Here is a 26,373-nt window from a genome sequence, read left to right on the forward strand (position 1 = left end):
GTCAGTTTCCCTGTAGCGGGCTGGAAGCAAGCAGCTGCTCCCAGCGTAATAATTGATCGGTCAGCAGCAGTTCGCGGTTAACGGCAGTGACGGTGAGCAGCTGCTCGCGACAGCGCAGCCACTGGCGCAAACTCTCATCCAACACGCTCGCCGGCAGACGGCTGGCAAGCTGTTCCACCAGCGGCTGGCTATCAATATTAGCCAGCGCCATCTCGCCGCCCTGCTGCCATTTCAGCGCGTCCAGCAGCAGAGTGCTCAGCCAGCTAATGCGTTCTGGCGCATCATCATAGTTAAGATGCTTCAACAGGCTTAACAAATCCTGCGACAGGCCGTCATACAGGCCCTGGCACAGCGACTGGCGGGCAGCCCAGGGTTTATCCTGTAGCAGATCGCGCGCCGCGGCCGGCGCTCCGCCGCTCAGACGCAGTGCCGTGGTGATTTCCTGCGCGCTTTTCTGCGTTTGATTCTGCAACCAATTCTGGCTGAAAGACTCGTCGGGCGGCGCCAGATGCCAACAGATGCAGCGGCTGCGTAGCGTCGCCAGCAGGCGTCCGGGCTGATGGCTGCAAAGAATAAACCAGGTATTAGCCGGCGGCTCTTCCAGCGTTTTTAACAGCGCATTAGCGGCGGCCTCCGTCAGCTGACCGGCATCCGGCAGCCAGACGATTTTTTCTCCACCCTGCTGTGAACGGTGGTAAAGCTTTTCCGCCACCTGGCGCACGGCATCGATCCCCAGCGAACTTTTGCCCTGTTCGGCGCTAAGTTTGTACCAGTCGGGATGCGTGGATGCCTGCATCAGCTGGCAGCTGTGGCAGCGGCCGCAGCTTTTCAGGCCTTCACGCTGCTGGCACATAAGCCAGCGGCTGATCCCCCAAACCAGCGACGCCTCACCCATGCCCGGCTGTGCCTGTATCAGCAGCGCATGATGCGCTCGCCCCTGCCGATGCTGCTCAATCAGCTGTCGGTAAGGCGCGTTCAGCCAGGGATACCAATTCATTGCTGTTCCTTCAGCCATTGCGCCAGGGTGCGGCGAATATCCGCGCTTACCGCCTCCAGCGGCTGCATGGCGTCAATGGTCCTGATATCAGCATCGGCAGCGGCCAGCGCCAGGTAGCGCTCGCGGGTGCGATGGAAGAAATTCAGCGATTCCTGCTCAATCCGGTCCAGCGCACCGCGCGCGCGCGCGCGTTGCAGGCCGGTTTCCGGCGTAACGTCGAGATAAAGGGTTAAATCCGGCGTAAAATCCCCCAGCACCGCCTGACGCAGCGTCGTCATCAGCGCGCTGTCCATGCAGCGCCCTCCTCCCTGATAAGCCTGCGAAGAGAGATCGTGACGATCGCCAATCACCCAGCAGCCTCGCGCCAACGCCGGTTTAATCACGTTTTCTACCAGCTGCACGCGCGCGGCGTACAGCATCAGGAGTTCGGCCCGGTCGCTGATAACCTCGTCGTCAATGCCCTGTTTAATCAGCTCGCGCAGCTTTTCCGCCAGCGGCGTACCGCCCGGTTCGCGGGTAAAAACCAGATCGGTAATACCGTGACGCTGCAGTTCCGCCACCAGCGCATCACGGGCTGTGGTTTTACCTGCGCCCTCCAGCCCTTCAATGACAATAAACTTACTTTTCATGCTTTTCCTTTTCTATTTGCCGCCAGATATCTACCGCGCGGTTATGGCTGGCCAGATTGGTGGTAAAGGTATGGCCACCCTTACCATCGGCGACAAAATAAAGGTAGTCGGTTGTGTCAGGATGCGCGGCGGCTTCCAGCGAAGCCTTACCTGGCATCGCAATCGGTCCGGGCGGCAGGCCGCTAATGGTATAGGTATTATAAGGGCTGGGCGTTTCCAGATCGCTGCGCGTTAGCATGCCTTTGTATTTATCGCCCATACCGTAAATCACCGTCGGGTCCGTTTGCAGCCGCATCCCCAGCCGCAGCCGGTTGATAAACACCGACGCCACGCGCGCGCGCTCCGCCGGCAGCGCCGTCTCTTTTTCCACGATCGAAGCCATGGTTATCATTGCCGTTGGGTCAGCATAGGGCAACCCTTCTTTGCGCTGCTCCCACAGCGGGGTCACTATCTGCTTCATGCGTTCATGAGCGCGCTTGAGGATCGCCACATCGCTGGTATTCGCGGTATAGGAATAGGTATCCGGATAGAACCAGCCTTCGGCGCCGTTTTTCAGATTAAGCGCTTTTTCTACCGCCCCGGCATCATCCTGCTTAAGCGTATGCTTAATATAGGGTGCCGCCCGCAGCTGCTGTAGCCATTCGCTCAGTCGGGAACCTTCGACAAAGCGAATGGGGAACTGCGCCTCTTTGCCGCTGACCAGCAGCGCCAGCATTTCCCGCACCGTCATCGACGGCTGAAAACGGTAGGTTCCCGCTTTAAATTTCGCCAGGGCTGGCTCAATTTTCAACAGCAGATCGAACCAGGGACCGGAACCGATTACCTTTTGCTGCTCAAGCAGATCTTCAAGCCCTACCCGGCCGGTGCCGGCGGGCAGCGTAAAAATTAACTCCTGGCTAAGCGTCAATCGTGACGCCGCAAACTGTTTGACCTTCCAGTAAACGCCGCCGGTCGCAATGACCAGCACAACCAGCGCGCTCCATAATACTTTGCGCTTTTTCGTCATGTTATTTCCATTCGTCGTTGTTTGTCGTCAGCTGATGGTAAAATTCCCGGGACTGATAACGGTATGTCTCCGCCTGAATAACCGGCACCAGCGGCATCAGGGCGTTACAAATTAACACCTCGTCGGCATCACTCAGTGCATCCGGCGTCTGACGCACATATGCCACCGGCCATCCCAGCGTTTGCGCCTGCTGTATCAGGTGCTGACGGGCAAGCCCGGCCACGCCGCAGAGGGATAAATCGGGGGTAAAAAGCTGTGTGCCCTTACGCCAGAACAGGTTAGCCGCACAGCATTCCACCAGCCGACCTTCAGTGTCAAGCACCAGCGCTTCGTCTGCTGGCTTTGCATCCAGCTCGGCGCGAATCAGTACCTGTTCAAGACGATTCAGGTGCTTTAGCCCCGCCAGCACGGGGTTACTCCCCAGCGGCGTCGATACCCGCGCCAGGCGGGCGCCCCTTTCACGCAGAGCGGGATAATGGGCAGGATAAGGCGCGCAGCTGAGGATACGCGTTGGTAAGCCGCAGCCGGCCATGCTGTAACCCCGGCCGCCGGCGCCGCGCGTGATAATAACTTTCAGCACCGCATCATCCTGCTGCGACGCCAGCGTACGCATCTCGCTGTCAAGTTGCGACCAGTCTGTCTGCTCGATCATCAGCCGCTGACAGGCCAGCTTAAGGCGCGCCAGATGCGCCTCGTGCCAGACCACTTTTCCCCGGCGTATTCTGGCGGTGGTAAAGCAGCCATCGCCAAACTGTATTGCGCGATCGCTGGCATCAAGCTGATGTTGCGCAACCCCGTTAATCAGCATCATTGGCTTTCCCGTGTCGTACTTTTAGCCTAAGCGTACCCGCACCGGAGGAAGGAGTCATCCCTGTAGGGTAAGGATTTGTTGGCAAATGAAAAGGCCCGCGCTGCGGCGGGCCCTGATTTATGACTTCGGGTAAGCAGCGACTAAACCCGCCGGAAGATAAGCGAGCCGTTGGTACCACCAAAGCCGAAGGAGTTACACAGCGTGTACTCCAGCGCATCAACCTGACGTGCCGTATGCGGTACAAAATCCAGGTCGCAGCCCTCATCCGGATTATCCAGATTGATCGTCGGCGGAATACTGTTATCACGCAGCGCCAGAATCGAGTATATGGCTTCAATCGCACCGGCCGCGCCGAGCAAATGGCCGGTCATCGATTTCGTCGAGCTGACCATCACCTTACCAGCGGCAGCGCCAAATACGGATTTCACCGCCTGGGCTTCAGCAATATCTCCGGCCGGCGTTGAGGTGCCGTGGGCGTTAATATAGCCGATCTGCTCAGGGTTAATTTGCGCATCGCGAATGGCGTTAACCATCGCCAACGCGGCGCCGGCGCCGTTTTCCGGCGGCGAGGTCATATGATAAGCATCGCTGCTCATGCCGAAACCAACGACTTCAGCGTAAATTTTGGCACCACGCTTTTTCGCGTGCTCATACTCTTCCAGCATCAGGATACCGGCACCATCACCCAGCACGAAGCCATCGCGGTCTTTGTCCCATGGGCGGCTGGCCGCCTGAGGGTCTTCATTACGCGTAGACAGCGCGCGCGCGGCGCCAAAGCCGCCAACGCCCAGTGGGGTGCTGGCTTTTTCCGCACCACCGGCCAGCATCGCGTCCGCATCGTTATAAGCGATGATGCGCGCCGCATGACCTATGTTATGCACGCCAGTGGTACAGGCCGTGGCGATGGAAATGCTCGGTCCCTTCAGGCCATACATAATCGTCAAATGCCCTGCGACCATATTAACGATGGTAGAAGGAACGAAAAACGGACTGATTTTGCGCGGACCGCCGTTGACCAGAGAGCTATGATTCTCTTCAATCAGCCCGAGTCCACCGATGCCGGAACCAATTGCCGCACCGATACGCCCGGCGTTTTCGTCGGTCACAACCAGACCGGAATCCTGCATGGCCTGCACGCCCGCAACAATCCCATATTGAATGAAGGCATCCATCTTACGCTGATCTTTGCGCGAGATGATGTCATCACAGTTAAAATCTCTAACCAGGCCTGCAAAACGCGTTGCATATGAACTGGTATCAAAATGGTCGATCGGGCTGATGCCACTCTGTCCGGCAAGGAGAGCACTCCAGGTTGACTCTACGGTATTGCCGACAGGAGACAACATGCCAAGACCGGTCACAACTACACGACGCTTAGACACGTTCGTCCTCCAGGGAGGGTAAACTTAGAATAATATGGGACGCTGCATAAAACTCAGGCGGTCAAATGACCGCCTGGGAAGTTCACTAACTTATTGCTTAGCTGCGTTGATGTAATCCATCGCTTTCTGAACGTCAGTGATCTTCTCTGCTTCTTCGTCCGGAATCTCAATATCAAACTCTTCTTCCAGAGCCATAACCAGCTCAACAGTGTCAAGAGAATCGGCGCCCAGATCTTCCACGAAAGAAGCGCTGTTAGTCACTTCTTCTTCTTTCACGCCCAGCTGCTCAGCAATGATTTTCTTAACGCGTTGTTCGATGTCGCTCATACTATTAAATTTCCTATCAAAACTCGCTTTCGCGATGGTTTTCGTAGTGTATAAAAAGTTGAAAAAGATGCAACTAAATCCCGGCTGGTCTAACCACGATTTGACGTTATTTTGCGTGAATCACCACAAATAACGCAAATAGATTTCGTGATTATCAGACCATATACATTCCGCCATTGACGTGAAGCGTCTCACCAGTGATGTACGCTGCCTCGTCAGAGGCTAAAAATGCAACGGCATTGGCGATTTCCCGAGGGTCACCGAGGCGCCCCGCCGGAACTTCGGCCAGAATGCCTGCCCGCTGATCTTCATTCAATGCACGTGTCATATCGGTTTCAATAAAACCTGGCGCCACGACGTTAACGGTAATACCCCGTGACGCAATTTCACGCGCCAGTGATTTGCTGAACCCGATCAATCCCGCCTTTGCTGCGGCGTAATTGGCCTGGCCCGCGTTACCCATGGTGCCAACGACGGAGCCGATAGTAATAATCCGGCCCGAACGCTTCTTCATCATGGCACGCATCACCGCCTTGGAAAGGCGGAAAACTGACGTAAGGTTGGTGTTCAGGATATCCTGCCACTCTTCGTCTTTCATGCGCATGAGAAGATTGTCACGCGTGATGCCTGCATTATTAACTAAAATGTCTACTTCGCCAAACTCAGCGCGAATTTTTTCCAGTACGCCGTCAATTGACGCGCTGTCTGTGACGTCAAGCGCCAGACCGACACCGTTATCGCCCAGATAATCACTGATTGCCTTTGCGCCACTTTCGCTGGTTGCAGTGCCAATGACCTTTGCGCCGCGTGCTACCAGCGTTTCAGCAATTGCGCGACCAATACCGCGACTGGCGCCGGTAACCAGCGCTATTTTTCCATCAAAGCTCATGGTTTTCCTCGTGTTTATTGTTCAAGCGCCGCTGAAAGCGTGGCAGGATCGTTCACTGCCGACGCGCTCAGGGTGTCAACAATACGTTTGGTCAGTCCGGTAAGAACTTTACCCGGCCCAACTTCAAGCAGCGTAGTCACGCCCTGCGCTGCAATAAATTCTACCGACTCCGTCCAGCGAACCGGACTATAGAGCTGGCGAACCAGCGCGTCACGGATCGCTTTGCCGTCGTTTTCACATTTTACATCAACGTTATTTACTATCGGCAAAACTGGCGCGCTGAACGTGATTTTCTCCAGCGCCAGCGCTAACTGTTCCGCCGCCGGTCTCATTAAGGCGCAGTGCGAAGGCACGCTTACCGGCAGCGGCAGCGCGCGCTTAGCGCCGGCGGCTTTGCACGCCGCGCCGGCACGCTCTACGGCCTCTTTATTCCCGGCAATAACCACCTGGCCCGGCGAGTTGAAATTAACCGGCGAGACCACCTGCCCCTGCGCCGCTTCTTCACAGGCCTTAGCAATCGACGCATCATCAAGTCCGATAATCGCCTGCATAGCGCCCGTTCCTTCCGGCACCGCCTGTTGCATCAGCTTCCCGCGCAGCTCAACCAGCTTAATCGCTGCGGCGAACTCAATCACGCCCGCACACACCAGCGCAGAATACTCGCCGAGGCTATGCCCGGCCAGCAGCATAGGCTGCGGGCCGTTTTGCTGCTGCCAGACGCGAAAAATCGCCACCGAAGCAGCCAGCAGCGCCGGCTGCGTTTGCCAGGTTTTATTCAGCTCTTCAGCCGGGCCATGCTGCACCAGCTGCCACAGATCGTAGCCCAGCGCAGCAGAAGCTTCGCGGAACGTATCCTCAACCAGCGGATAAGCGGCGGCCAGCTCTGCCAGCATGCCAACGGTCTGCGATCCCTGGCCGGGGAAAACCATTGCAAATTGCGTCATCATTTTTTCCTGTTATTAAAAACGAACCAGCGCGGAGCCCCAGGTAAATCCGCCGCCAAACGCTTCCAGCAGAATTAACTGGCCGCGTTGAATACGTCCGTCGCGCACCGCTTCATCCAGCGCTGCAGGTACCGATGCTGCCGAGGTGTTGCCATGACGATCCAGGGTCACCACCACCTTGTCCATTCCCATGCCAAGCTTTTTCGCCGTCGCGCTGATAATGCGCAAATTAGCCTGATGCGGCACCAGCCAGTCCAGCTCGCTGCGATCGAGGTTATTCGCGCTCAGCGTTTCCTCGACAATATGCGCCAGTTCGGTTACCGCAACTTTAAATACTTCGTTGCCGGACATGGTCAGCCAGGCGGTTTCAGCCTGCGGATCGCGCGATGGGTAGGGCAGCGTAAGCAGCTGGCCGTAGCGACCGTCGGCGTGCAGATGGGTAGAAATGATGCCCGGGGCTTCGCTGGCACCCAGCACCACCGCACCGGCGCCATCGCCAAACAGAATAACCGTGCCGCGATCTTCAGGATTAAGCGTACGCACCAGCGAATCAGCACCGATGACTAACGCATACTTAAGCGCGCCATTTTTGACGTACTGATCGGCAATGCTCAGCGCATAGGTAAAGCCGGCGCAGGCCGCTGCGATATCAAAAGCCGCGCAGTCGTTGATTTCCAACTGCTGCTGAATGATGCACGCCGAACTGGGAAACGCATGGCTGGAAGAGGTCGTCGCGACGACGATGAGGCCGATATCATCTTTGCTGATACCCGCCATCTCCAGGGCTTTCTTAGCCGCCTGCGTTCCCATCGTGGCGACCGTTTCATCGGCAGCAGCAACCCGGCGTTCACGAATACCGGTACGGGTGACTATCCACTCGTCCGACGTATCCACCATTTTTTCCAAATCGGCGTTAGTACGCACCTGTGCGGGCAAATAGCTGCCCGTACCAAGAATCTTTGTATACATGTACGTTCAGTCACTCTTTGGTAATACAGCTTCAAGGCGCACGGCGATTCGTTGGGGAACCTGCCGCTGCACCGCCTGCTCTGCTTGTTGAATTGCCACCGTAAAAGCGCGCTGATTAGCCGCACCATGGCTCTTAATAACCGTACCGCGTAATCCTAACAAGCAAGCGCCATTGTACTGATCGGGATTCAGATGGCCGAATCGCTTTGACAGACGCTTTTGCAACCAGCGTCCCAGCAGCGTCATCCACCAGGCCCGTTTTTCCCCTTCGCCCTGTGATTTAAGCAGCGAAAGGAACATTCTTACCACCCCTTCCATGGTCTTCAGCGTAACATTGCCCACGAAGCCATCGCAAACAAGCACATCCGTTTTCCCGGTAAGAAGATCGTTACCTTCAAGATAGCCAATGTAGTTGATATCCGCCGAGCCACGCAGCATTTCTGCGGCATGGCGAATGGTATCCAGTCCTTTGCTCTCTTCCTGACCAATGTTCAGCAGGGCGACTCTCGGGTTGGCAATGGCCAGCACATCTTCTGCCATCACCGCGCCCATCACCGCGAACTGCACCAGCATGGTACTGTCGGAACCGACGTTAGCGCCCAGGTCGAGCACCACCGTCCTCCCCTGCTGCTGGTTAGGTAAAACGGTCATCAAAGCAGGACGTTCAATGCCATCCAGCGGTTTGAGCAATAATTTCGCCAGCCCCATTAGCGCACCGGTATTTCCGGCGCTGATGCAGGCCTGCGCTTTGCCCTCTTTTACCATTTCCAGCGCAATGCGCATTGACGACCCACGGCTGTTGCGGATCGCCTGGGAGGGTCTGGCATCACTGGCTATAACCGACTCAGCCGCAATAACTTGCAGGCGTTCGCGCAGCGCGGAATCGGCTTTAGAAAGTGATGTGGAGATTGCGTCGGGATCGCCGACCAGGAGGAGATTTAATTGCGAATTCGCGGCCAGTGCCTGCAATGCAGCAGGCACTGTGACGCAGGGACCGAAGTCCCCGCCCATGGCATCTATTGCCAGGGTCAAACGTGTCAAAGTATCGCCTTGCGCTGCCGCAAGAATTACTTAACGATAACTTTGCGACCGCGGTAGTAGCCATCCGCAGTGATGTGGTGACGCAGATGAGTTTCGCCAGAAACTTTATCTACTGACAGAGTGGACGTAGTCAGTGCGTCATGAGAACGACGCATACCACGCTTGGAACGGGTTGGTTTATTCTGTTGTACGGCCATGGACCTTACTCCTATTACTTACGCTTTAAACTGGCTAATACGGCAAATGGATTTGGTTTCTCTGCCTCTTCAGGCAATTTGCCAAAGACCATGTCCGCTTCGGACACTTCACAGTGTTCAGAATCATGCACCGGCACCACAGGCAACGCGAGAATGATTTCATCTTCAATCATTGCCAGCAGATTGACTTCGCCGAATTCGTCGACATCAACCGGCTCATAGGCTTCCGGCAGTGCTTCTGCCTGGTCGTCATTCCTGACCGGGCTGAAACAGTAGGTTACGTGAACCTGGTGTGCAAACGGCTGTCCACAGCGCTGACAAGTCAGCGTGACATCTACCTGCGCAGTGCAGCTCAATACGGCAAGGCGCTGGCTGTCGATGGCAAAGGACATGGCGCATTCCACATCACTGTCCACGCTGGCGACTGACCCGGCGACGCGCTCGACCTGATCGGGGGTATAAATACCCTGGTAATCAAGGCGCTTCTGAGCGGTACGGACTGGATCAAGCGTCAGGGGTAATTTTACCTTTTGCATAGGGCGCGCATATTAACTTTGTAACGTCTTAGAGTCAAAGAAAAAGGCCGTTTTACGGCATCTTTCACCCAGTATTCGCATCCTGTGCGGCGCACAGTTTAAAATGAGAGTTCTTTTAACGCCACAGGTTGTGAAAAATTTTATGCATCAACTGGTTTTAGCCTCAACCTCGCCCTTTCGCAAATCGCTATTAGAAACGCTGGGGCTGCCGTTTATTACCGCCGCCCCGCAGGTTGATGAAAGTCCACATCCGGGGGAGCGCGCCTCTGAATTGGTTCGGCGTCTGGCGATTGCCAAGGCGCAGGCTCTGGCTGCGCCTTATCCGCAGCATCTGATTATCGGCAGCGATCAGGTCTGCGTGCTCGACGGCCAGATTACCGGCAAGCCGCACACCGCACAGGCGGCTTGCCAGCAGCTCGCGCGGGCCAGCGGTAAATGCGTGACGTTCTATACCGGCCTGGCGCTATTTGATAGCCGGGAAAACCAGCTTCAGTGCTGCGTTGAACCATTTAACGTTTATTTTCGCCCCCTGAGCGAGCCAGAGATTGCCCGCTATATCGAACGCGAACGGCCGCTCAACTGCGCGGGCAGCTTTAAAAGCGAGGGGTTGGGCATTACGCTCTTCGAGCGCCTTGAAGGACGCGACCCGAATACGCTGATCGGCCTGCCGCTCATCGCCCTGTGCGAAATGCTGCGCCAGGCGGGTTGCGATCCCTTGCTGCAAACGCAATAGCAAAGGCGGCAGGACCGGTCCGATTATTGCCCCGCGCGCAATGCCGCCAGGCAAGCCTTCAGCTGGCTGTCCAGCGGCGCTTCAATGCGCAGCGTTTCACCGGAGATCGGATGAGTGAAGGTGAGCGCGGCGGCGTGCAGAAACAGACGTGACAGCCCGGTCATCGCCAGCTGGCGGTCAAAGCGCCGATCGCCGTAGCGATCGTCAAAGGCGATCGGATGACCGGCATGCAACGCGTGGACGCGGATCTGATGGGTACGCCCGGTTATCGGGCTGGCTTTAACCAGGGTTGCGTCGGCGAAGCGCGCCTCCACTTTAAAGCGGGTTTCAGACGGCTTGCCTTCGCTGCTGACCCGCACCATCCTCTCCCCGCTTTGCAAAATATTTTTCAGCAGCGGCGCCTGCACGCTTTTCAGATGGGAAGGCCAACTGCCCTGCACCAATGCCAGATAATCTTTTTGCATCCCTTTAGCGCGCAGCTGTTCATGCAGCGCGCGCAGCGCGGAACGTTTTTTAGCCACCAGCAGGACGCCGGAAGTATCGCGGTCCAGGCGGTGGACTAATTCAAGAAACCGCGCCTCCGGGCGCAGCGCCCGCAGCCCTTCTATTACGCCAAAGCTCAATCCGCTGCCGCCGTGTACTGCCGTACCTGATGGCTTGTTGAGCAGCAGAATCGCGTCATCTTCGTAGAGAATACAGTCTTCCAGCGAGGCGACCTTTTCGAGCTTAGGCGACAGCGCCGGTTCATCGCGCTCGGCGACCCTGACCGGGGGAATACGCACTTCATCACCGCTTTCCAGCTTATATTCCGGCTTGATGCGCTTTTTATTAACCCGCACCTCACCCTTACGCAGAATGCGGTAAATCATGCTCTTCGGCACCCCCTTGAGTCGGGTACGCAAAAAGTTATCAATTCTCTGCCCCGCCTGGTCGACGGAGATAGTCACATTTTGTACTGAAGGAGATGTCGTTTTCATGATGGGCGATTCTAATTATCGCGCCATAATAGCGCCACTTCTTTTTCTGTGCTTAACTGACAGTTCGACCTGTGAAAAAAAGGTTTACTCCGGTTTTTAAGCGATTGCTTGCAAAGTGACACATAACGTCATTTTAAAGCTGGATTAATCTCTCAAGGTCGGAAAAGTCACCTTGCTATCACAAGGTTAGCAGTGGAATAATGCACAGGTTTTCCTGCAAACTTTGTGAAAACAAGAAAAAAGCGTATTAAATGTATTAATAAAATTTTGCCGGATAGCACATACACGCAGCAATGGCGTAAGACGTTTTGTGAAATCAGGCATTTAGCGGGCTGCGGGTTGCAGCCTGGACGATATGACGGGATTGGTTCACTTGCTGTTTTGCAGTAGCGGTACCCCCTGTAAGCGCTGTTATTCCATATGAAAAACAGGCTGCCGAGAATTTGCGCCCCTTTAGCTGGCGACAACCGTGAGGTTGACGGCTATGCGATGAGACACGGGGCCATCGGCTGTTCACGTCCAGCGTCACCATGCCCGTAGCTCTGTCACTAATGTAAGAATAATGAGTAAGTTACGATGAAAAGAATGTTGATCAACGCAACTCAACAGGAAGAGTTGCGTGTTGCCCTGGTTGATGGACAACGTCTGTATGATCTGGACATTGAAAGCCCCGGACATGAACAGAAAAAGGCCAACATCTATAAAGGAAAAATTACCCGAATCGAACCTAGCCTGGAAGCCGCATTTGTTGATTACGGCGCTGAACGGCACGGTTTCCTCCCTCTGAAAGAAATCTCCCGCGACTACTTCCCCGGCAACTACAATGCTCACGGCCGTCCGAACATTAAAGACGTGCTGCGTGAAGGTCAGGAAGTTATCGTCCAGATTGATAAAGAAGAGCGCGGCAATAAAGGCGCGGCGCTGACAACCTTTATCAGCCTGGCGGGCAGTTATCTGGTGCTGATGCCGAACAACCCGCGCGCGGGCGGTATCTCTCGCCGCATTGAGGGCGACGATCGCACCGAACTAAAAGAAGCCCTCTCCGCGCTGGAACTGCCGGACGGAATGGGTCTGATCGTTCGCACCGCCGGCGTCGGCAAATCTGCCGAAGCGCTGCAGTGGGATCTTAGCTTCCGCCTTAAACACTGGGAAGCGATTAAGAAAGCGGCAGAAAATCGCCCCGCGCCGTTTCTGATCCACCAGGAAAGCAACGTTATCGTCCGCGCTTTCCGTGACTATTTGCGTCAGGACATCGGCGAAATTCTGATCGACAACCCGAAAGTCCTGGAGCTGGCCCGCCAGCATATCGCCGCCCTTGGTCGCCCGGATTTCAGTAGCAAAATCAAGCTCTATACCGGTGAAATACCGCTTTTCAGCCACTATCAGATCGAATCGCAGATTGAGTCTGCCTTCCAGCGTGAAGTGCGCCTGCCTTCCGGCGGTTCTATCGTTATCGACACCACCGAGGCCTTAACCGCCATTGATATCAACTCCGCGCGCGCAACCCGCGGCGGCGATATCGAAGAAACGGCATTTAATACCAACCTGGAAGCCGCCGACGAAATAGCCCGTCAGCTTCGCCTGCGCGACCTCGGCGGGTTAATTGTTATCGACTTTATCGATATGACGCCGGTACGCCACCAGCGCGCCGTTGAAAACCGCCTGCGTGAAGCGGTGCGTCAGGACCGGGCCCGTATTCAGATAAGCCATATATCGCGTTTTGGCCTGCTGGAAATGTCGCGTCAGCGCCTCAGCCCGTCGCTGGGCGAATCCAGCCATCACGTTTGCCCGCGCTGTAGCGGCACCGGCACTATTCGTGATAACGAATCTCTGTCGCTTTCAATCCTTCGCCTGATAGAAGAAGAAGCGCTGAAGGAAAACACCAAAGAAGTCCATGCCATTGTGCCGGTGCAAATCGCATCTTACCTGCTCAATGAAAAGCGTGAAGCAGTCAGCGCAATCGAGCGACGCCAGGGTGACGTGCGTGCCGTCATCGTTCCTGACGATCGTATGGAAACGCCACACTACTCCGTGCTGCGCGTACGCAAAGGCGAAGAAACACAAACGCTGAGCTACCATCTGCCGAAGCTGCATGAAGCAGAGATGGCGCTGCCATCTGAAGAAGAACAAGCCGAGCGCCGCCGCCCTGAAACCCCGGCGCTGGCAGCGTTTGTGATGCAGGATGCTCCGCCGGCGATGCAGGAAGCGCCGGTCAGCGAAACCGCATCCACCCGCGCGAAAGCTAAAACCCCGTCTGCGGCACCGCAAGCGGCCGCTCAGGCTTCAGGCGGTTTCTTTGGTCGACTGCTTGGCGGTCTGAAGAAAATGTTCGCCGCGGAAACAGCGGAAGCACCGGTTAAAGCAACCGAGCCAGCTAAACCGGCGAGCGAAGAGCAAAATGCACAGCGCGGTGAGCGACGCGATCGCAATAACCGTCGCGATCGCAACAGCAACCGGCGCGATCGCAATGACCGTGGTGAGCGTAATGACCGCGGCGACCGTGGCGAACGTAACGACCGCAGCGAGCGTAACGATCGTCAGCGTGATAACCGCAGCGGCGAAAATCGTGATGATAATCGTCGTAATAAACGTCAGAATGCTTCCGCCCGTGACGAGCAGCCGGCAGTTCAGCAGAGCGAGAACGAAGGCGTACGCGACCAGCAGCGTGAAGAGCAGCAGCAGCGGCGCGAACAGCGTGCTGAGCGCCAGCGTCGTCGCCAGGAAGAAAAACGCCAGGCACAGCTGGAAACTAAAGCCGCTGAGCAGGTCCAGAATGGCGAAGAGTCTGCCTCTGAGGAGGCTGATAGCCGCGAACGCGTTCAGGTCATGCCGCGCCGTAAACCGCGCCAGCTGACGCAAAAAGTTCGCATCAGCAGCGGTGAAGCCGTGCAGGATGAAGTCAGCCAGCCCGCTACTCCGGTTGAATCCGTGCAGCAACCTGTCGCCGCTGGCGAAAAAGCCGCAGCGGATGGCGATGAAAACGACGCGCGCGAAAACGGCAATATGCCGCGCCGCTCACGCCGTTCGCCGCGCCATCTGCGCGTCAGCGGCCAGCGTCGCCGTCGTTACCGTGATGAGCGTTACCCACAGGAGTCGCCGATGCCGTTAAGCAGCGCCAGCGCCTCGCCGGAAGTCGCTTCCGGAAAAGTGTGGATAAGCTACCCGGTGAATGAAGAACAGCAGGCAGCCGGCGTTCGCGACGTTAACCCGCAGGGCGCCAGCGAAGATACGGCGGCGGCGATTGCGCTGCCTGCGGCAGAAGACAGCGTAGCGAGTGTCGACGCTGGCGAAGCGCAGCCGGTGAAAACCAGCGAACCCGTTCAGCCAGAAGTCACCGTGGTGAATACCGATGAAATCGAGGCAATCAGCCATCCTGCCGGTGAAGAGCCCAGCGTCATCAGCGCAGCCGATGATGATGTAGCCCAGCGTACCGTCGAACAAGCGCTGCCGATAGAGGACACCAGGCCCAGCGTTGAAACCTTTGTCGATGCGGTGGAAGAAATTGCCGCAGAAGCACAGGCTCAGCATGAAGCCCGCATTGTAGCCGAAGCCAGCCAGCAAGCGGACGACTATCCGGCAGACGTTAGCGCCAGGAGCGAAGCAGACGTTGAGGCGCTCACCAGCGCAAGCGATGAACAACCGCAGGCAGAGGTTCAGGAGCCACATGCTCCGGTGCCAGCGCGCGATGTTCAGCCAGCCGCTGCGCCCCAGGTTGAGCAACCAGAGGTCAAAGCGGCTACGGCTCTCCACCACGCCAGCGCGCCAATGACGCGCGCCCCGGCGCCGGAGTACGTCGCGGAGCCTGCGCCTCACAGCGACTGGGTTCGCCCGGCATTTGATTTCACTGGCAAAGGCGCAGCCGGAGGCCACGCTGCGACGCAGCAGGCAACGGCGCCAGCTACCCGCCCGTAAATCAAAGCAGTAAGCCGTTCTGAACAAGCCCCGCTAACGCCGGGGCTTTTTTTTGCCGTTAAAACGTGCTCCCCAACATATGCAGGTGCCCCCCGCCCCGGCGAAAGCCGCTTCAGAACATGATGCGGTTCGTCGCCAGGCGTATTAGCCGCAAAAAAAAACCCGTTAGCCGCATGGCGGTTAACGGGAGAAACTGAACGGACCCGGTTTAAGCCCGTTCAAAATTTTAAAACTTTATTGATTCATCTGGAACAATGACATCTTCGACATCTGCTGGAAAGTGCTGTAAGACGCGCTCAGCTGTGCCTGTAACATGGTGTACGAGGAGATAGTGCTGGTATAATCAACGTCCACCAGGTTACTCATCTGGGTGCTCATAATCACCGAGCGGTCGTCGCCCAGCGCATCAAGGTTGTCTAACTCTGTCAGGTTGGTACCCAACTCAGAACGCACCGCCAGGATATTGTTAAAAGAGTTGCTCAAACCACGCATCGACTTTGCCAGCGCGTTCTGTGAGTCGGTCGCGGCGGTCTGATCGGTTCCGATTGGACTATCAAGCGCGTCGATCGCGGTTTTTAGCGTAGCGAAAATATTACTTTCGCCGTCGGTTCCGTCCGGCTCTTTTTTGGCGTTGCTGGTCAGCGTCATAAATACCTCGCTGCCCGTATGGTTAGTCACCATATTACGGTTAGCATCTACCTGCTGGGTAATCGCCGTGGTGCCGCCGCCGTAGGTTACGTTACCGTCACCGTCCATGTTGAACGGCGCGCTATCGGACTTATAGCCGGCAAACATATAGCGTCCGTTGCCGTCAGTGCTATTCGCCAGGTTAAGAAGCTGATCGCGCAGGCCTTTAAGCTGGGTTGCGTAAGACGCCCGATCATCGTCTGACAAGGTGCCGTTATTGGCCGCAACCAGGATTGTCTGCGCGCTGGAAACCACGCTGGTCACCTGCTTAAGGGTGCTTTCTTCGGTAGAGTTACGCTGAATGGCAAAATCACGCGCCGATGCGTACTGCGCCCCCTGCGCCTGCGCCTGTTTCAGCACCACCGCATTGGCAGCAGAAATCGGATCGTCAGACGGGTTAACCACGCGTTTACCGGTAGAAAGTTGTTTACCGACTTCAAGCCAGCTGCTTTGTGCATTAAGCACGCCGCTGGTCTGCTGCTGGTAAATCATATTGGTACTAAGACGCATTATTTATGTCCTTCTCCGTGACTGATTAGCTTAACGCGCCGATCAGTGAATTGAACGTCGCCGAAGCGGCCTGCAATACCTGGGCGTTGGCAATATAGTACTGCTGGTAGCGCGTCAGATTGGCGTACTCTTCATCGAGGTTAACCCCGGAAACAGACTGCTGCTGGTTAGTCAGCTGCGTCACGACGTTCGCCTGGGTGGTGCTGGTGGTTTTCAGGTTATCGGTCTGATTACCCACGTTAGCCACCAGGCTGGCATAAGCCTGGGTTATCGTGCTGCCGCCGTTAACCACTTTTTGGGTTTGCAGCGCCAGCAGCTGCCTGGCGTTTTCATTATCGCTCTGACCGCTGCCCTTGGTGCCGGCCGCCGCAATCTGTGATTGATCGGTGATGTTAACGCTCATACCGGCAATCACGTCACTAACCGGTTTCACCACAAAACTGTCTCTGGCCGCCGCCGTACCGCTGATGCTGACCTGCAAGCCATCAAAGCTGAGCGTGGGATTGCCGCTACCGTCGGTGCCGGCAGTCGCGCTGACCGTGGTATTCCCCGGCAATTTGGTGACGTTCCACTGCGAGCCGTCATAGCTGACCTGATAGTTACTGGCCGTCACGTCGCTGGTCTTGGTGTAGCTCAGACTCAGGCTGGCCGAGCCGGTATTTTTAGTATTGGCAATGGCGGAAGCCGAACCAAGGTTAAAGAAGGCGACGCCCGCGTTACCCTTGGCGTCAAAGCCTTTTTCATGCTGAATATTGAAACTATCGCCCATCGCCAGCGCCAGCTGATTTAGCTGGTTACGCGCCGGGTCAAGGTTCTGGGTCCGGAACTGGATAACCCCGCCAAGCGAGCCGCTGTTAATAAACTGCTCCGGGATTTCGCTGGTTGCGCCCGTTACCGCATCGACCGAGGCTACCGTCAGGCGGCTGGGATCGCTGCTGGAAGGCACCGCCGCCAGCTTATTGAATGAATCACCCTGCACCAGATTAACACCGCCAGCGGTACTGATAATGTAGCTACCGCCATCCTGCTGGCTGACGTTAACCCCGACCAGCTGATTAAGCTGATTGACCAGCTGATCGCGCTGATCCAGTAGATCGTTTGGCGCATTACCGGCACCGGCGCCTTTCAGCTTGGCAATCTGGGTATTCAGGTTGGCAATCTGCGACGAATAGGTGTTGATCTGATCGACGCTGGAGCTCACGGCGGTATTCACGCTGGAGTCAAGGCTGCGTAAATAATCGTCCGTGGTCTTAAACCGGTTAACCAGTTCGGAAGCACCGCCAAGCAGCGTGGTGCGCGATGACGGATCATCCGCACTGTTGACCACATTCTGCACGCTGCTAAAAAAGCTTTGCAGGGTGCTGGACAGCGAAGTGGTTGAATCTGCCAGCAAATTGTCGATATTCGACACCTGATTATACTGGGTAGTCAGCCCGCTGCTGGTTGCCGCAGCGCCGCGCAGCTGGGCGGTAATAAACTGATCGTATTCACGATTTATACCGCTGGTATTAACGCCGTTGCCATAATACTGGGAACCCATCAGGGTGCTCTGCGCCTGAGACAGCACGATGGTCTGGCGTGAATAGCCAGCGACCGCATAGTTGCTGATGTTGTTACTGGTGACGCTTAGCGCGTTCTGCGCGGCGCTCAGTCCACTCATCGCGGAATTAATTAAGCTGGACATAGTGGTTCCTTTCTACCCGTGCTACCCCAGGTGAATTCGTTTCGACACAGGTCAATACCTATGCCGGCCTAATCCTGTTATCGGCCGCGAGCGACCAGACTTGAGGACAAATAGTTAAAACAGTGTGGTTAAATCCTGGGTGTAGGCTTTTACCGCTTTTTCACCCATGCCCTTGAATTGCTGAATCATTCCTACCAGCTTTTGCGCATAATGCGGATCGGTAGCATAGCCTGCTTTTTGTAACGCATGCGCCCCCTGCTCCGCCGTCGAGGCGGTAGTGACCGCCGCATAGCGCGGGTTATTACTCAGCAGCTTGACGTAGTCGTTCAGTGCGTCGAAATAAGAGTCATAAACGCGGAACTTCTGCTTCACCTTGTGCGCCACGCCGTTTTCATATTCGGTGGTCATCACGTCGGTGGTTTTACCCTGCCAGCTGGCATTCGCTTTAATGCCAAAAATGTTATAGCTCGGGCGCCCGTCCTGAGTCAGGATCTGGCGTTGCCCCCAGCCTGATTCCAGCGCGGCCTGCGCCAGAATAAGGTGATGCGGAATGCCACTCTCCCGACTGGCCATCTGCGCGGGCTGCGCCAGCTGAGCGATAAACTCAGCGCTGTCGCCGCTCATGGTCGGGTTGGGCGCCGGCATACGCGGCACCGCCCGGCGAACCATCTGCTCCATCATCACCGGTGAAAGGGTATTGATGAACGATTTGTCCAGCGCCATCGGCACGGTGCCCGCCGTTTCATCCGGCGCCTGGGCGCCGGCCATCTGCTGGACGATGGTATCGGCCAGCCCTAACCCTTTGGCGCCAATCTGTTGTGCAATCTGCTGATCATACATTGAGGTATAAAGCCGCGACTGATCGTTACTCAGCAAACCATCCTGCGGCAGCGCGTCGCGCATGCTTTTCAGCATCATCTGCACGAACATCCCTTCCACCTGCTTTGCGACCTGACGGGCGTGCGCTTTAGGATCGGCACTGGCTGCACGCTTCAGGTCGTTCAGTGAGCGGCTGTCATACGCCGCGTTCATCAGCGATTGCGTGTCACTCATTAGTTAATTTCCAGTTTGGCGCGCAGGCAGCCGGCGCTTTGCATTGATTGCAAAATCGACATCAGATCCATTGGCGTCGCACCCAGCGCATTCAACGCGCGCACCACGCTGTTCAGGTTGGCGCTGGCATTAACCGTCTGCAGCGAACCGCCTGACTGACGCAAATCGATCTGCGTCTGCGGCGTCACTACCGTCTGACCACCGGCGAACGGGGTATTCGGCTGGCTGACGTTCTGCTGCTGGTTAACGGTGACCGACAGGTTGCCCTGCGCGACCGCACATGAGTTGAGCATCACTTCGCGATTCATCACTACCGAGCCGGTACGCGAGTTGATAATAACTTTGGCATCCTGCAGCGGTACGGAAACGTCCAGGTCCTGAATGTAGGCCAGGGTGCGTACCTGCGAAGCATTACCCTGCGGCAGGCGTACCTGAACCGTGCGGGCATCCAGCGGCTGGGCAACGCCGTAGCCGCGGCTGTTGATCGCATCGCTGATGCGCTGCGCCATCGAGAAGTCATCGTCGTTTAGCTGCAGATTCAGTACGCTGCCGCTACCAAAGCTGCTCGACAGTTCGCGTTCAATCGTGGCGCCACCGGTGATGCGCCCGCCGTTAAGCTGGTTAACCTGTACGCTGGACCCGCCCGCAGACGCGCCGGCGCCGCCAACCAGGATGTTACCTTGCGCCAGCGCATACACCTGGTTATCAACACCTTTCAGCGGCGTCATCAGCAGGGTACCGCCGCGCAGACTTTTCGCATTACCCAGCGAGGAAACGACCACATCGATAGTTTGCCCCTGGCGGCCAAAAGCGGGCAGCTTGGCGGTAACCATCACCGCCGCCACGTTTTTCAGCTGCATGTTGGTGCCGGCCGGTACGGTAATACCCAGCTGGGATAGCATGTTACTGACGCTCTGCGTGGTGAACGGCGTCTGGGTTGTCTGATCTCCGGTGCCATCCAGGCCCACCACCAGGCCATAGCCGATCAGTGAGTTATCACGAACGCCCTGTACCGTAGCCAGGTCGCGAATGCGGTCAGCGCGGGCGATAGTGCAAACCAGCAGCAGACCCAGCGCCAGGGCGCGAATGAAAAGAGAATGACGCATAATAAACCTCTTACATCGGTGACAGATTGAGGAAGAAACGCTGCAGCCAGCCCATGGTCTGCGCTTCATTGATGTAGCCGTTGCCGACATACTCAATGCGTGCATCTGCCACCTGCGTGGAGATAACCGTGTTGGAGCCGCTAATCGTGCGCGGGTTAACCACGCCGGAGAAACGGATAAACTCGGTTCCCTGGTTTATCTCGATCTGTTTTTCACCGACCACGTTCAGGTTGCCGTTCGGCAGAACCTGATTCACGGTTACGGTAATCGTGCCCGTGAAGGTATTGTTGGCGGTGGCGCCACCTTTACCGGCAAAATCATTTTTCCCTTCACCGCTGACATCAGCACGGCTATTACCAAGCGGGCCGGAGAGATAACGCGGCACGGCGCTCATACCAAAGCTGGTGCTGCCATCGCGAGTGGCGTTGGCGGAAGAGTTTTTGCTCGCGCTGACGTTTTCCTGCAGCACGATAGTCAGCGTATCGCCGATATTACGTGGACGGCGATCCTCAAACAGCGGCTGATAGCCGTAGTTCATCGGCATCACGCCCTGAAAAATGGACCCGTTGATCACCGGCGGCTGGGCTGGCACGGGCTGTGCCGTTGTCGACCCCTTCACCAGTGGCGTACGGGGTACAAGCGCACAACCGTTAAGCGTTAGCAGCAGCGCGGCTACTAATGCACGTCCAGGCATTGATATTTGCTTAGCCATGGAAATAAAACCTTTAATAATATGAAGATAATGTTTTTTAATTGACGGCCCCAATCGTCCGGGCGCGGCGAACCGCGCCGGGGTAATGCTTACAGCTGCGTCAGTTTTGCCAGCATCTGGTCAGAGGTACTGACCGCCTTGCTGTTGATTTCGTAGGCGCGCTGGGTCTGGATCATGGTGACCAGCTCCTCAGCCACGTTAACGTTAGAGGTTTCGACGTATCCCTGATAAAGGGTACCGGTTCCGTTCTGGCCGGGGTTGCTCTCAGTGGGCGCACCTGAAGCCTGCGTTTCCTGATAGAGGTTTTCACCCACGCTTTCCAGACCCGCATCGTTCATAAAGGTGCTCAGCGTCAGCTGACCAACCTGCACCGGCTGGGCGTTACCCTGCTGGGTCACCGACACCACGCCGTCACGGCTGATCGTCATGCTGATAGCGTTGGCCGGAATAGTAATACCTGGCTGAATCGGGAAACCGGCGTTGGTCACCAGCTGACCGTTCTGGTCGGTCTGGAAAGAACCGTCGCGGGTATACGCCGTCGAGCCGTCCGGCATCTGCACCTGGAAAAAGCCAAGACCGTTGACCGCCACGTCTTTGGAGTTATCGGTTTTTGACAGGTTACCCTGGGTATGTAAACGCTCGGTGCTGACCGGGCGCGTACCGGTACCGATCTGCAAACCGGACGGCAGGTTAGTCTGATCGGACGACTGGGCGCCAGGCTGGCGCAGCGTCTGATACATCAGGTCTTCAAATACCGCGCGCTGGCGCTTAAAGCCGTTGGTGCTGACGTTTGCCAGGTTGTTGGCGATAACGTCCATATTGGTCTGCTGCGCATCAAGGCCGGTTTTAGCAATCCATAAAGAACTAATCATTGGTTTTCCTCACACTCAGCTCATGGAGAGCAGCTGGTTGGCACGTTGTTCGTTCTGGTCGACGCTGGAGATCACTTTCATCTGCATCTCAAAGCGCCGGGCGTTGTTAATCATGTCGACCATCGTTTCTACCGGCTTGACGTTGCTGCCTTCCAGTACGCCGGGCATCACATGGATAGTTGGGTCGTTCTGTAGCGTTGCACCGCGCGTCGCTTGTGCATCGCCGGTCAGGCGGAACATGCCGTCATCACCGCGCGTGACTTCCTGCGCGCTGGCTTTCACCAGCTTCAACTTGCCAATCTGCACGGTGGCGTTGGGCTGATCCCCTGGGTTGAGCGACGTAATGCTGCCGTCAGCCGCAATCGTCAACTGCGCCCCCTGAGGAACGGCGATGGGACCGCCGTCCCCCATCACCGGATGACCCTGAATGGTCAGTTGGCCAGTGGGGCTAATTTCTATATTGCCGTTGCGGGTATAGGCTTCAGTACCGTCGGCGGTTTGCACCGCCAGCCAACCGTCCTGCTGTACAGCCACATCCAGGTTGCGCCCGGTGTAGTCGAGCGCGCCCTGTGACATATCCGCGCCGGGAGTTGACGCGGTCACCAGCGTACGGGTAGGAAGCGATTCCCCCGTTACCGGCACCGCACGCATCGCCATCAACTGCTGACGAAAACCAGGCGTCGCAGCATTGGCCAGGTTGCTGGCCGTCACCGCCTGCATGTCGAGGGTCTGCGAAGCAGCCCCCATTGCGGTATATATCGCGTGATCCATAGAAGCGTCCCGTTAAGCGATTAGCGCAGGTTAACCAGGGTGTTCAGGACCTGATCCTGGGTCTTGATGGTCTGAGCGTTAGACTGATAGTTACGCTGAGCCACGATCATGTTCACCAGTTCCTTGCTGAGATCGACGTTTGATGATTCCAGAGCGCCGGCAGTCAGGCTGCCGAGGTTTCCGGTTCCTGCCAGGCCAACCAGTGCCTGACCGGAAGACGCCGTTGAAGACCAGACGTTATTGCCTTCTGATTTCAGGCCTTCCGGGTTAGCAAAGTTCGCCAGCACTATCTGACCAAGTACCTGCGATTTCTCGTTCGAGTAGTTACCCACCACGGTGCCATCATTGTTAATCTGATAGCTGGTCAGGTTACCGGGCTTATAACCATCCTGAGTCGGGTTACCGAAGGTGCTGGTTTTGCCGTTGTTCTGCTGGGTCGAGCCGGTCATGCTGAGGGTGAAACTCTGCCCGGTAGCAGAACCGTTCAGCGCGCCAACGTCGACCGCTACGTTAGGGCTGGAGGTCAGCTGACCGCTGCTGTTAAAGCTCAGCGTGGTTTTGGCCGTTTGCGCGCCGGTGGTGGCGTCAACCGGATAGACGTCCCAGGTATTATCAGTGGTGCCTGACTTGACGAAGTACAGGTCAACCGTGTGGGCATTACCCAGCGAGTCGTACGCCGTCATTGAAGACTTGGCGTTGTACATCGACGCGGAAATATTGGTGCCGTCCCATGCGGTAGCCGGGGCGTTTTCCGATGAGTTCAGACTGGCGGTCAGCGCGCCGCTGGTGGTGGCACGTGCGCCCATGGCGGCATCAGGAATGCTGAGCGCAATCGGGTTGGCACCGGTTTGCACGGTCGGCGGCGTTCCGGTTGCCGGGTAGCCGGTCAGCGCCATACCGTCGGCGTTGACGATGGTGCGATCGGAGTTCAGCGTGAACTGGCCGTTACGGCTGTAGTACACGTTGCCGGAGGTATCCTGCATGCGGAAAAAACCCGCCTGACTGATAGCAACATCCAGCCCGCGGCTGGTCGTGGTGGTGGTGCCGTCATTAAAGTTCTGCGTAACCGCAGCGACTTTGGTGCCGAGACCAACCTGCGATCCAGCGAACATATCCGCAAAGGAGATGGTGCTGGATTTAAAGCCGACGGTTGCCGAGTTAGCGATGTTGTTACCAATAACGTCGAGGTTACTGGACGCCGCATTCAGGCCGCTGACTGCTTGTGAAAATGACATGTGTCACTCCTGAGAAGCAAAGGGATTAAAGGATCTGACGCACTTTATCCAGCGTCGTTGTACCGTATGTACCAAGGTCCAAAATTGCGCCGTTACTGTCATTGGTGACCCCATTGACATAGGCGTAATTAAGCGGTTGGGCAGTCAGTTGCCCGGTGCTGTTGCTGGCAGCAACAGACACGGTATATTTTCCATCGGCCACGGTGGCGCCGTTGCTATCGGTGCCATCCCACGAGAAGGTATGAACACCGCTGGACAGCGCGCCGAGGTCGATGCTACGAACCACGTCGCCATTGGCGTTGGTGATGGTTGCGGTGGTGCTGGTAGCAGCCTGCGCCAGCTCAACGCCAAACGGCGTGGTGGTACCGCTGCCGACCAGAATTTTTGAGCCGTTGATCATCACACCGTGGCTGATCAGCGTCGATGCCTGCAGCGACTGGGAAGTATTCAGCTGACCGGAAATCGACCCCAGGGTGGTATTGAGCTTCTCAATGCCGCTCAGGGTATTAATCTGCGCCAGCTGCGAAGTCATCTGGCTGTTATCCATCGGATTGGTCGGGTCCTGGTTTTTTAGCTGCGTTACCAGCAGGGTCAGAAACTGACTCTGCAAGTCAGCGGCGCTGTTGCCGCTCGCCGGGCTGGAAACCGACGTATTACCGGTAATCGTGGTTGAATCATTAACGCCAACGGCAATGCCCATGCTGCTCTCCTTATTGGCCCAGGGTCAGAGTTTTCATCATTAATTGCTTAACGGTATTAAGCACCTCGACGTTGGCCTGGTAGCTGCGCGAGGCCGACATGGTGTTAACGGTTTCCGCGACCACGTCGACGTTTGGCATCTTGACGTAGCCCTTCTCGTCGGCCATCGGATTGCCCGGGTCATATACCAGCTTCGGCGGCGTCGGATCGTCAACCACCTGCGCCACTTTTACCCCGCCGGTCGGCGAACCGGGCGCCGCGTCAACCTGGAATACCACCTGCCTGGCGGTGTAGGGCTGACCGTCCGGGCCGGTAACGCTATCGGCGTTCGCCAGGTTACTGGCGCTGACGTTCATTCGCTGCGACTGGGCGGTCATTGCCGAGCCGGCGATATCAAAAATATTTAACAGTGCCATCTGTTATTGCCCCTGCAGCACGGACATCATGCTTTTAAGCTGCCCGTTGAGAACGGTGAGATCGGTCTGATATTTGAGGCTGTTATCCGCAAACTGCGTACGCTCGCGGTCCATATCAACGGTGTTGCCATCCATTGACGGCTGGTCCGGTACGCGGTACAGCAAATCCATTGAGGCGGGCTGTAAACTTTCCGCCGGGATATGGCGCGGAGAGGTAATCGCCAGCGACATGCCTGAACCCTGCGCCCGCCCGTTATCCATGACATTTTTTAATTGGCTGGCGAAGTCAATATCGCGCGCCTGATACCCGGGGGTATCCGCATTGGCAATATTGGAAGCCAGAACCTCCTGACGCTGCGCACGCAAATTGAGCGCTTCAGTCTGGAACCGTAAGGCTGCATCCAGTTTGTCGAGCATGTTCACTCCAGATTTAAGACTTTTCCGAGTTCACAGAATAATCGCGTCCCTGAAGAACGATCGTCTGAATAGCGCTAAAAAGCGCTGCTTATTTGACCCTTGGCTTGCAGCACGTGCGGGTAGAATCTGTTCAGGCTAAATGAGGGGAATACGCAATGAAAAAACTGAACGCGCTGGGCGTTGCCGCACTGACCCTGCTAAGCGCGCAGGCCTGCGCCGCAGACCTGACCGCCCAGCTAAATCAATTTTTCAAAGCCCGTAACGGACAAAATGGCGATGCTATTGAGGTGGTGGTGAAAACGCCGCAGGCTCAGTGGCCGCAGTGCGATAATCCACAGTTTTCTTTACCGGGCAACGCACGGCTATGGGGAATGATGAGCGTCGCGGCAAACTGCGACCAGAACCGCCGCTATCTCCAGGTTCAGGTACAGGTAACCGGTGACTATATTGTCGCCGCCCAGCCAATTTCCCGCGGCGCAACGGTAAACCTCAGTGATTTAAAAACAGTGAAGGGCCGGCTCGATACGCTGCCGGCGCGCACTGCCGTTACCCCTGATGATATTGTCGACGCCGTCGCTCTGCGTGATATTATGCCCGGACAGCCGGTCAACCAGATGATGGTGCGTCAACCCTGGCGCGTCAAAGCTGGCCAGACCGTGATGGTAACGGCCTCCGGCGATGGCTTTGCCGTCACCAGCGAAGGTCGGGCGATGAACAATGCCACCTCGGCACAGGCAGTCCGGGTCAGGATGGGCTCAGGGCAGATTGTCAGCGGCAAAGTGAATGCGGATGGGAAAATTCTTATATCGCTATAAAACACTAAAGAAGGGCTCAGTTCTGCCGATAGAATGAACATCATTC

The 26,373-nt window shown here is 56.5% G+C and carries 27 protein-coding genes; 3 read left to right on the plus strand and 24 right to left on the minus strand.

Going from position 1 to position 26,373, the window contains the following annotated elements:
* Position 1: 1 nt before the first annotated feature.
* The 12 genes from holB to yceD all read right to left on the minus strand — a co-directional run bounded on the left by holB (position 2) and on the right by yceD (position 9,728).
* On the minus strand, positions 2-997 hold the full coding sequence (holB, locus tag BTJ39_RS06195) for a DNA polymerase III subunit delta' (RefSeq protein WP_078001815.1): 996 nt from the start codon (positions 995-997) through the stop codon (positions 2-4).
* Positions 994-1,626 (minus strand): dTMP kinase, encoded by a 633-nt coding sequence (tmk, locus tag BTJ39_RS06200; RefSeq protein ID WP_078001816.1) that lies wholly within the window; start codon positions 1,624-1,626, stop codon positions 994-996. Before tmk ends, holB begins: the two co-directional genes overlap by 4 nt.
* Positions 1,616-2,632, minus strand: coding sequence for an endolytic transglycosylase MltG (gene mltG, locus BTJ39_RS06205; RefSeq protein WP_078001817.1), 1,017 nt, complete (start codon positions 2,630-2,632; stop codon positions 1,616-1,618). Before mltG ends, tmk begins: the two co-directional genes overlap by 11 nt.
* 1 nt (position 2,633) lies before the next feature.
* The gene (gene pabC / locus BTJ39_RS06210; RefSeq protein ID WP_078001818.1) at positions 2,634-3,443 is read right to left on the minus strand and encodes an aminodeoxychorismate lyase; all 810 of its coding nucleotides are present in this window, start codon (positions 3,441-3,443) and stop codon (positions 2,634-2,636) included.
* 140 nt (positions 3,444-3,583) lie between these two features.
* Positions 3,584-4,825 (minus strand): beta-ketoacyl-ACP synthase II, encoded by a 1,242-nt coding sequence (gene fabF / locus BTJ39_RS06215; protein ID WP_078001819.1) that lies wholly within the window; start codon positions 4,823-4,825, stop codon positions 3,584-3,586.
* Positions 4,826-4,915: 90 nt separating this feature from the next.
* Positions 4,916-5,152, minus strand: a complete 237-nt coding sequence (gene acpP, locus BTJ39_RS06220; protein ID WP_078001820.1) for an acyl carrier protein — start codon at positions 5,150-5,152, stop codon at positions 4,916-4,918.
* Between the two features lie 154 nt (positions 5,153-5,306).
* Entirely contained in the window at positions 5,307-6,041 is a 735-nt protein-coding gene (gene fabG, locus BTJ39_RS06225; RefSeq protein WP_078001821.1) for a 3-oxoacyl-ACP reductase FabG, read from the minus strand.
* Between the two features lie 14 nt (positions 6,042-6,055).
* Positions 6,056-6,985 (minus strand): ACP S-malonyltransferase, encoded by a 930-nt coding sequence (fabD, locus tag BTJ39_RS06230; protein WP_078001822.1) that lies wholly within the window; start codon positions 6,983-6,985, stop codon positions 6,056-6,058.
* A 15-nt stretch (positions 6,986-7,000) separates the two neighbouring features.
* Positions 7,001-7,954: a beta-ketoacyl-ACP synthase III gene (locus tag BTJ39_RS06235; protein WP_078001823.1), complete on the minus strand. Its 954-nt coding sequence runs from the start codon at positions 7,952-7,954 to the stop codon at positions 7,001-7,003.
* A gap of 6 nt (positions 7,955-7,960) precedes the next feature.
* Positions 7,961-8,995 (minus strand): phosphate acyltransferase PlsX, encoded by a 1,035-nt coding sequence (gene plsX, locus BTJ39_RS06240; RefSeq protein WP_078001824.1) that lies wholly within the window; start codon positions 8,993-8,995, stop codon positions 7,961-7,963.
* A 26-nt stretch (positions 8,996-9,021) separates the two neighbouring features.
* Positions 9,022-9,192: a 50S ribosomal protein L32 gene (gene rpmF / locus BTJ39_RS06245; protein WP_038626789.1), complete on the minus strand. Its 171-nt coding sequence runs from the start codon at positions 9,190-9,192 to the stop codon at positions 9,022-9,024.
* Positions 9,193-9,206: 14 nt separating this feature from the next.
* On the minus strand, positions 9,207-9,728 hold the full coding sequence (yceD, locus tag BTJ39_RS06250) for a 23S rRNA accumulation protein YceD (protein WP_078001825.1): 522 nt from the start codon (positions 9,726-9,728) through the stop codon (positions 9,207-9,209).
* A gap of 142 nt (positions 9,729-9,870) precedes the next feature.
* Here yceD and BTJ39_RS06255 point away from each other — a divergent pair, with 142 nt between their 5' ends.
* Entirely contained in the window at positions 9,871-10,461 is a 591-nt protein-coding gene (locus BTJ39_RS06255) for a Maf family protein (protein WP_078001826.1), read from the plus strand.
* A 23-nt stretch (positions 10,462-10,484) separates the two neighbouring features.
* On the opposite strand, the gene rluC is transcribed toward BTJ39_RS06255, so the two are convergent.
* Positions 10,485-11,438 (minus strand): 23S rRNA pseudouridine(955/2504/2580) synthase RluC, encoded by a 954-nt coding sequence (gene rluC / locus BTJ39_RS06260; protein ID WP_078001827.1) that lies wholly within the window; start codon positions 11,436-11,438, stop codon positions 10,485-10,487.
* Positions 11,439-12,014: 576 nt separating this feature from the next.
* Between rluC and rne the strand changes: the two genes are divergently transcribed.
* The gene (gene rne / locus BTJ39_RS06265) at positions 12,015-15,350 is read left to right on the plus strand and encodes a ribonuclease E (protein ID WP_078001828.1); all 3,336 of its coding nucleotides are present in this window, start codon (positions 12,015-12,017) and stop codon (positions 15,348-15,350) included.
* A 234-nt stretch (positions 15,351-15,584) separates the two neighbouring features.
* Here rne and flgL read toward each other — a convergent pair whose 3' ends face one another.
* The 11 genes from flgL to flgB all read right to left on the minus strand — a co-directional run bounded on the left by flgL (position 15,585) and on the right by flgB (position 25,512).
* A complete protein-coding gene (gene flgL / locus BTJ39_RS06270; RefSeq protein ID WP_078001829.1) occupies positions 15,585-16,547 on the minus strand; it encodes a flagellar hook-associated protein FlgL in 963 nt (320 codons plus the stop codon).
* 25 nt (positions 16,548-16,572) lie between these two features.
* Positions 16,573-18,231, minus strand: coding sequence for a flagellar hook-associated protein FlgK (gene flgK, locus BTJ39_RS06275; RefSeq protein ID WP_078001830.1), 1,659 nt, complete (start codon positions 18,229-18,231; stop codon positions 16,573-16,575).
* 114 nt (positions 18,232-18,345) lie between these two features.
* Complete coding sequence (gene flgJ, locus BTJ39_RS06280; protein ID WP_078001831.1) at positions 18,346-19,284, minus strand: flagellar assembly peptidoglycan hydrolase FlgJ; 939 nt, start codon at positions 19,282-19,284, stop codon at positions 18,346-18,348.
* Positions 19,284-20,390: a flagellar basal body P-ring protein FlgI gene (locus BTJ39_RS06285; protein WP_078001832.1), complete on the minus strand. Its 1,107-nt coding sequence runs from the start codon at positions 20,388-20,390 to the stop codon at positions 19,284-19,286. Before BTJ39_RS06285 ends, flgJ begins: the two co-directional genes overlap by 1 nt.
* A gap of 10 nt (positions 20,391-20,400) precedes the next feature.
* Positions 20,401-21,102 carry a flagellar basal body L-ring protein FlgH gene (locus BTJ39_RS06290; protein WP_078002101.1) on the minus strand — a complete coding sequence of 234 codons (702 nt, stop codon included), beginning with the start codon at positions 21,100-21,102 and terminating at the stop codon, positions 20,401-20,403.
* Positions 21,103-21,191: 89 nt separating this feature from the next.
* Positions 21,192-21,974 (minus strand): flagellar basal-body rod protein FlgG, encoded by a 783-nt coding sequence (gene flgG, locus BTJ39_RS06295; RefSeq protein ID WP_078001833.1) that lies wholly within the window; start codon positions 21,972-21,974, stop codon positions 21,192-21,194.
* A gap of 15 nt (positions 21,975-21,989) precedes the next feature.
* Entirely contained in the window at positions 21,990-22,745 is a 756-nt protein-coding gene (locus BTJ39_RS06300) for a flagellar basal body rod protein FlgF (protein WP_078001834.1), read from the minus strand.
* Positions 22,746-22,765: 20 nt separating this feature from the next.
* The gene (gene flgE, locus BTJ39_RS06305; RefSeq protein WP_078001835.1) at positions 22,766-23,980 is read right to left on the minus strand and encodes a flagellar hook protein FlgE; all 1,215 of its coding nucleotides are present in this window, start codon (positions 23,978-23,980) and stop codon (positions 22,766-22,768) included.
* Positions 23,981-24,005: 25 nt separating this feature from the next.
* Positions 24,006-24,680 carry a flagellar hook assembly protein FlgD gene (gene flgD, locus BTJ39_RS06310; RefSeq protein ID WP_078001836.1) on the minus strand — a complete coding sequence of 225 codons (675 nt, stop codon included), beginning with the start codon at positions 24,678-24,680 and terminating at the stop codon, positions 24,006-24,008.
* A gap of 10 nt (positions 24,681-24,690) precedes the next feature.
* Positions 24,691-25,095, minus strand: a complete 405-nt coding sequence (gene flgC, locus BTJ39_RS06315) for a flagellar basal body rod protein FlgC (RefSeq protein ID WP_078001837.1) — start codon at positions 25,093-25,095, stop codon at positions 24,691-24,693.
* A 3-nt stretch (positions 25,096-25,098) separates the two neighbouring features.
* The gene (flgB, locus tag BTJ39_RS06320; RefSeq protein WP_078001838.1) at positions 25,099-25,512 is read right to left on the minus strand and encodes a flagellar basal body rod protein FlgB; all 414 of its coding nucleotides are present in this window, start codon (positions 25,510-25,512) and stop codon (positions 25,099-25,101) included.
* 155 nt (positions 25,513-25,667) lie between these two features.
* On the opposite strand from flgB, the gene flgA reads away from it, so the two are divergent.
* Positions 25,668-26,327: a flagellar basal body P-ring formation chaperone FlgA gene (gene flgA / locus BTJ39_RS06325; RefSeq protein WP_078001839.1), complete on the plus strand. Its 660-nt coding sequence runs from the start codon at positions 25,668-25,670 to the stop codon at positions 26,325-26,327.
* Positions 26,328-26,373 lie beyond the last annotated feature (46 nt).

The sequence above is a fragment of the Izhakiella australiensis genome, from assembly GCF_002006995.1.
GTDB lineage: Bacteria > Pseudomonadota > Gammaproteobacteria > Enterobacterales > Enterobacteriaceae > Izhakiella > Izhakiella australiensis.

Excerpts from the sequence above, each read along its gene's own strand:
- flgE (WP_078001835.1), bottom strand. The coding sequence starts at position 23,980 with ATGTCATTTTCACAAGCAGTCAGCGGCCTGAATGCGGCGTCCAGTAAC.
- flgK (WP_078001830.1), bottom strand. The coding sequence starts at position 18,231 with ATGTCCAGCTTAATTAATTCCGCGATGAGTGGACTGAGCGCCGCGCAG.
- flgB (WP_078001838.1), bottom strand. The coding sequence starts at position 25,512 with ATGCTCGACAAACTGGATGCAGCCTTACGGTTCCAGACTGAAGCGCTC.
- flgC (WP_078001837.1), bottom strand. The coding sequence starts at position 25,095 with ATGGCACTGTTAAATATTTTTGATATCGCCGGCTCGGCAATGACCGCC.
- BTJ39_RS06290 (WP_078002101.1), bottom strand. The coding sequence starts at position 21,102 with ATGGCTAAGCAAATATCAATGCCTGGACGTGCATTAGTAGCCGCGCTG.
- BTJ39_RS06300 (WP_078001834.1), bottom strand. The coding sequence starts at position 22,745 with ATGGATCACGCGATATATACCGCAATGGGGGCTGCTTCGCAGACCCTC.
- pabC (WP_078001818.1), bottom strand. The coding sequence starts at position 3,443 with ATGATGCTGATTAACGGGGTTGCGCAACATCAGCTTGATGCCAGCGAT.
- BTJ39_RS06235 (WP_078001823.1), bottom strand. The coding sequence starts at position 7,954 with ATGTATACAAAGATTCTTGGTACGGGCAGCTATTTGCCCGCACAGGTG.
- fabG (WP_078001821.1), bottom strand. The coding sequence starts at position 6,041 with ATGAGCTTTGATGGAAAAATAGCGCTGGTTACCGGCGCCAGTCGCGGT.
- yceD (WP_078001825.1), bottom strand. The coding sequence starts at position 9,728 with ATGCAAAAGGTAAAATTACCCCTGACGCTTGATCCAGTCCGTACCGCT.
- flgG (WP_078001833.1), bottom strand. The coding sequence starts at position 21,974 with ATGATTAGTTCTTTATGGATTGCTAAAACCGGCCTTGATGCGCAGCAG.
- flgD (WP_078001836.1), bottom strand. The coding sequence starts at position 24,680 with ATGGGCATTGCCGTTGGCGTTAATGATTCAACCACGATTACCGGTAAT.
- flgL (WP_078001829.1), bottom strand. The coding sequence starts at position 16,547 with ATGCGTCTTAGTACCAATATGATTTACCAGCAGCAGACCAGCGGCGTG.
- holB (WP_078001815.1), bottom strand. The coding sequence starts at position 997 with ATGAATTGGTATCCCTGGCTGAACGCGCCTTACCGACAGCTGATTGAG.
- tmk (WP_078001816.1), bottom strand. The coding sequence starts at position 1,626 with ATGAAAAGTAAGTTTATTGTCATTGAAGGGCTGGAGGGCGCAGGTAAA.
- mltG (WP_078001817.1), bottom strand. The coding sequence starts at position 2,632 with ATGACGAAAAAGCGCAAAGTATTATGGAGCGCGCTGGTTGTGCTGGTC.
- rluC (WP_078001827.1), bottom strand. The coding sequence starts at position 11,438 with ATGAAAACGACATCTCCTTCAGTACAAAATGTGACTATCTCCGTCGAC.
- flgJ (WP_078001831.1), bottom strand. The coding sequence starts at position 19,284 with ATGAGTGACACGCAATCGCTGATGAACGCGGCGTATGACAGCCGCTCA.
- BTJ39_RS06255 (WP_078001826.1), top strand. The coding sequence starts at position 9,871 with ATGCATCAACTGGTTTTAGCCTCAACCTCGCCCTTTCGCAAATCGCTA.
- BTJ39_RS06285 (WP_078001832.1), bottom strand. The coding sequence starts at position 20,390 with ATGCGTCATTCTCTTTTCATTCGCGCCCTGGCGCTGGGTCTGCTGCTG.
- rpmF (WP_038626789.1), bottom strand. The coding sequence starts at position 9,192 with ATGGCCGTACAACAGAATAAACCAACCCGTTCCAAGCGTGGTATGCGT.
- acpP (WP_078001820.1), bottom strand. The coding sequence starts at position 5,152 with ATGAGCGACATCGAACAACGCGTTAAGAAAATCATTGCTGAGCAGCTG.
- flgA (WP_078001839.1), top strand. The coding sequence starts at position 25,668 with ATGAAAAAACTGAACGCGCTGGGCGTTGCCGCACTGACCCTGCTAAGC.
- fabD (WP_078001822.1), bottom strand. The coding sequence starts at position 6,985 with ATGACGCAATTTGCAATGGTTTTCCCCGGCCAGGGATCGCAGACCGTT.
- rne (WP_078001828.1), top strand. The coding sequence starts at position 12,015 with ATGAAAAGAATGTTGATCAACGCAACTCAACAGGAAGAGTTGCGTGTT.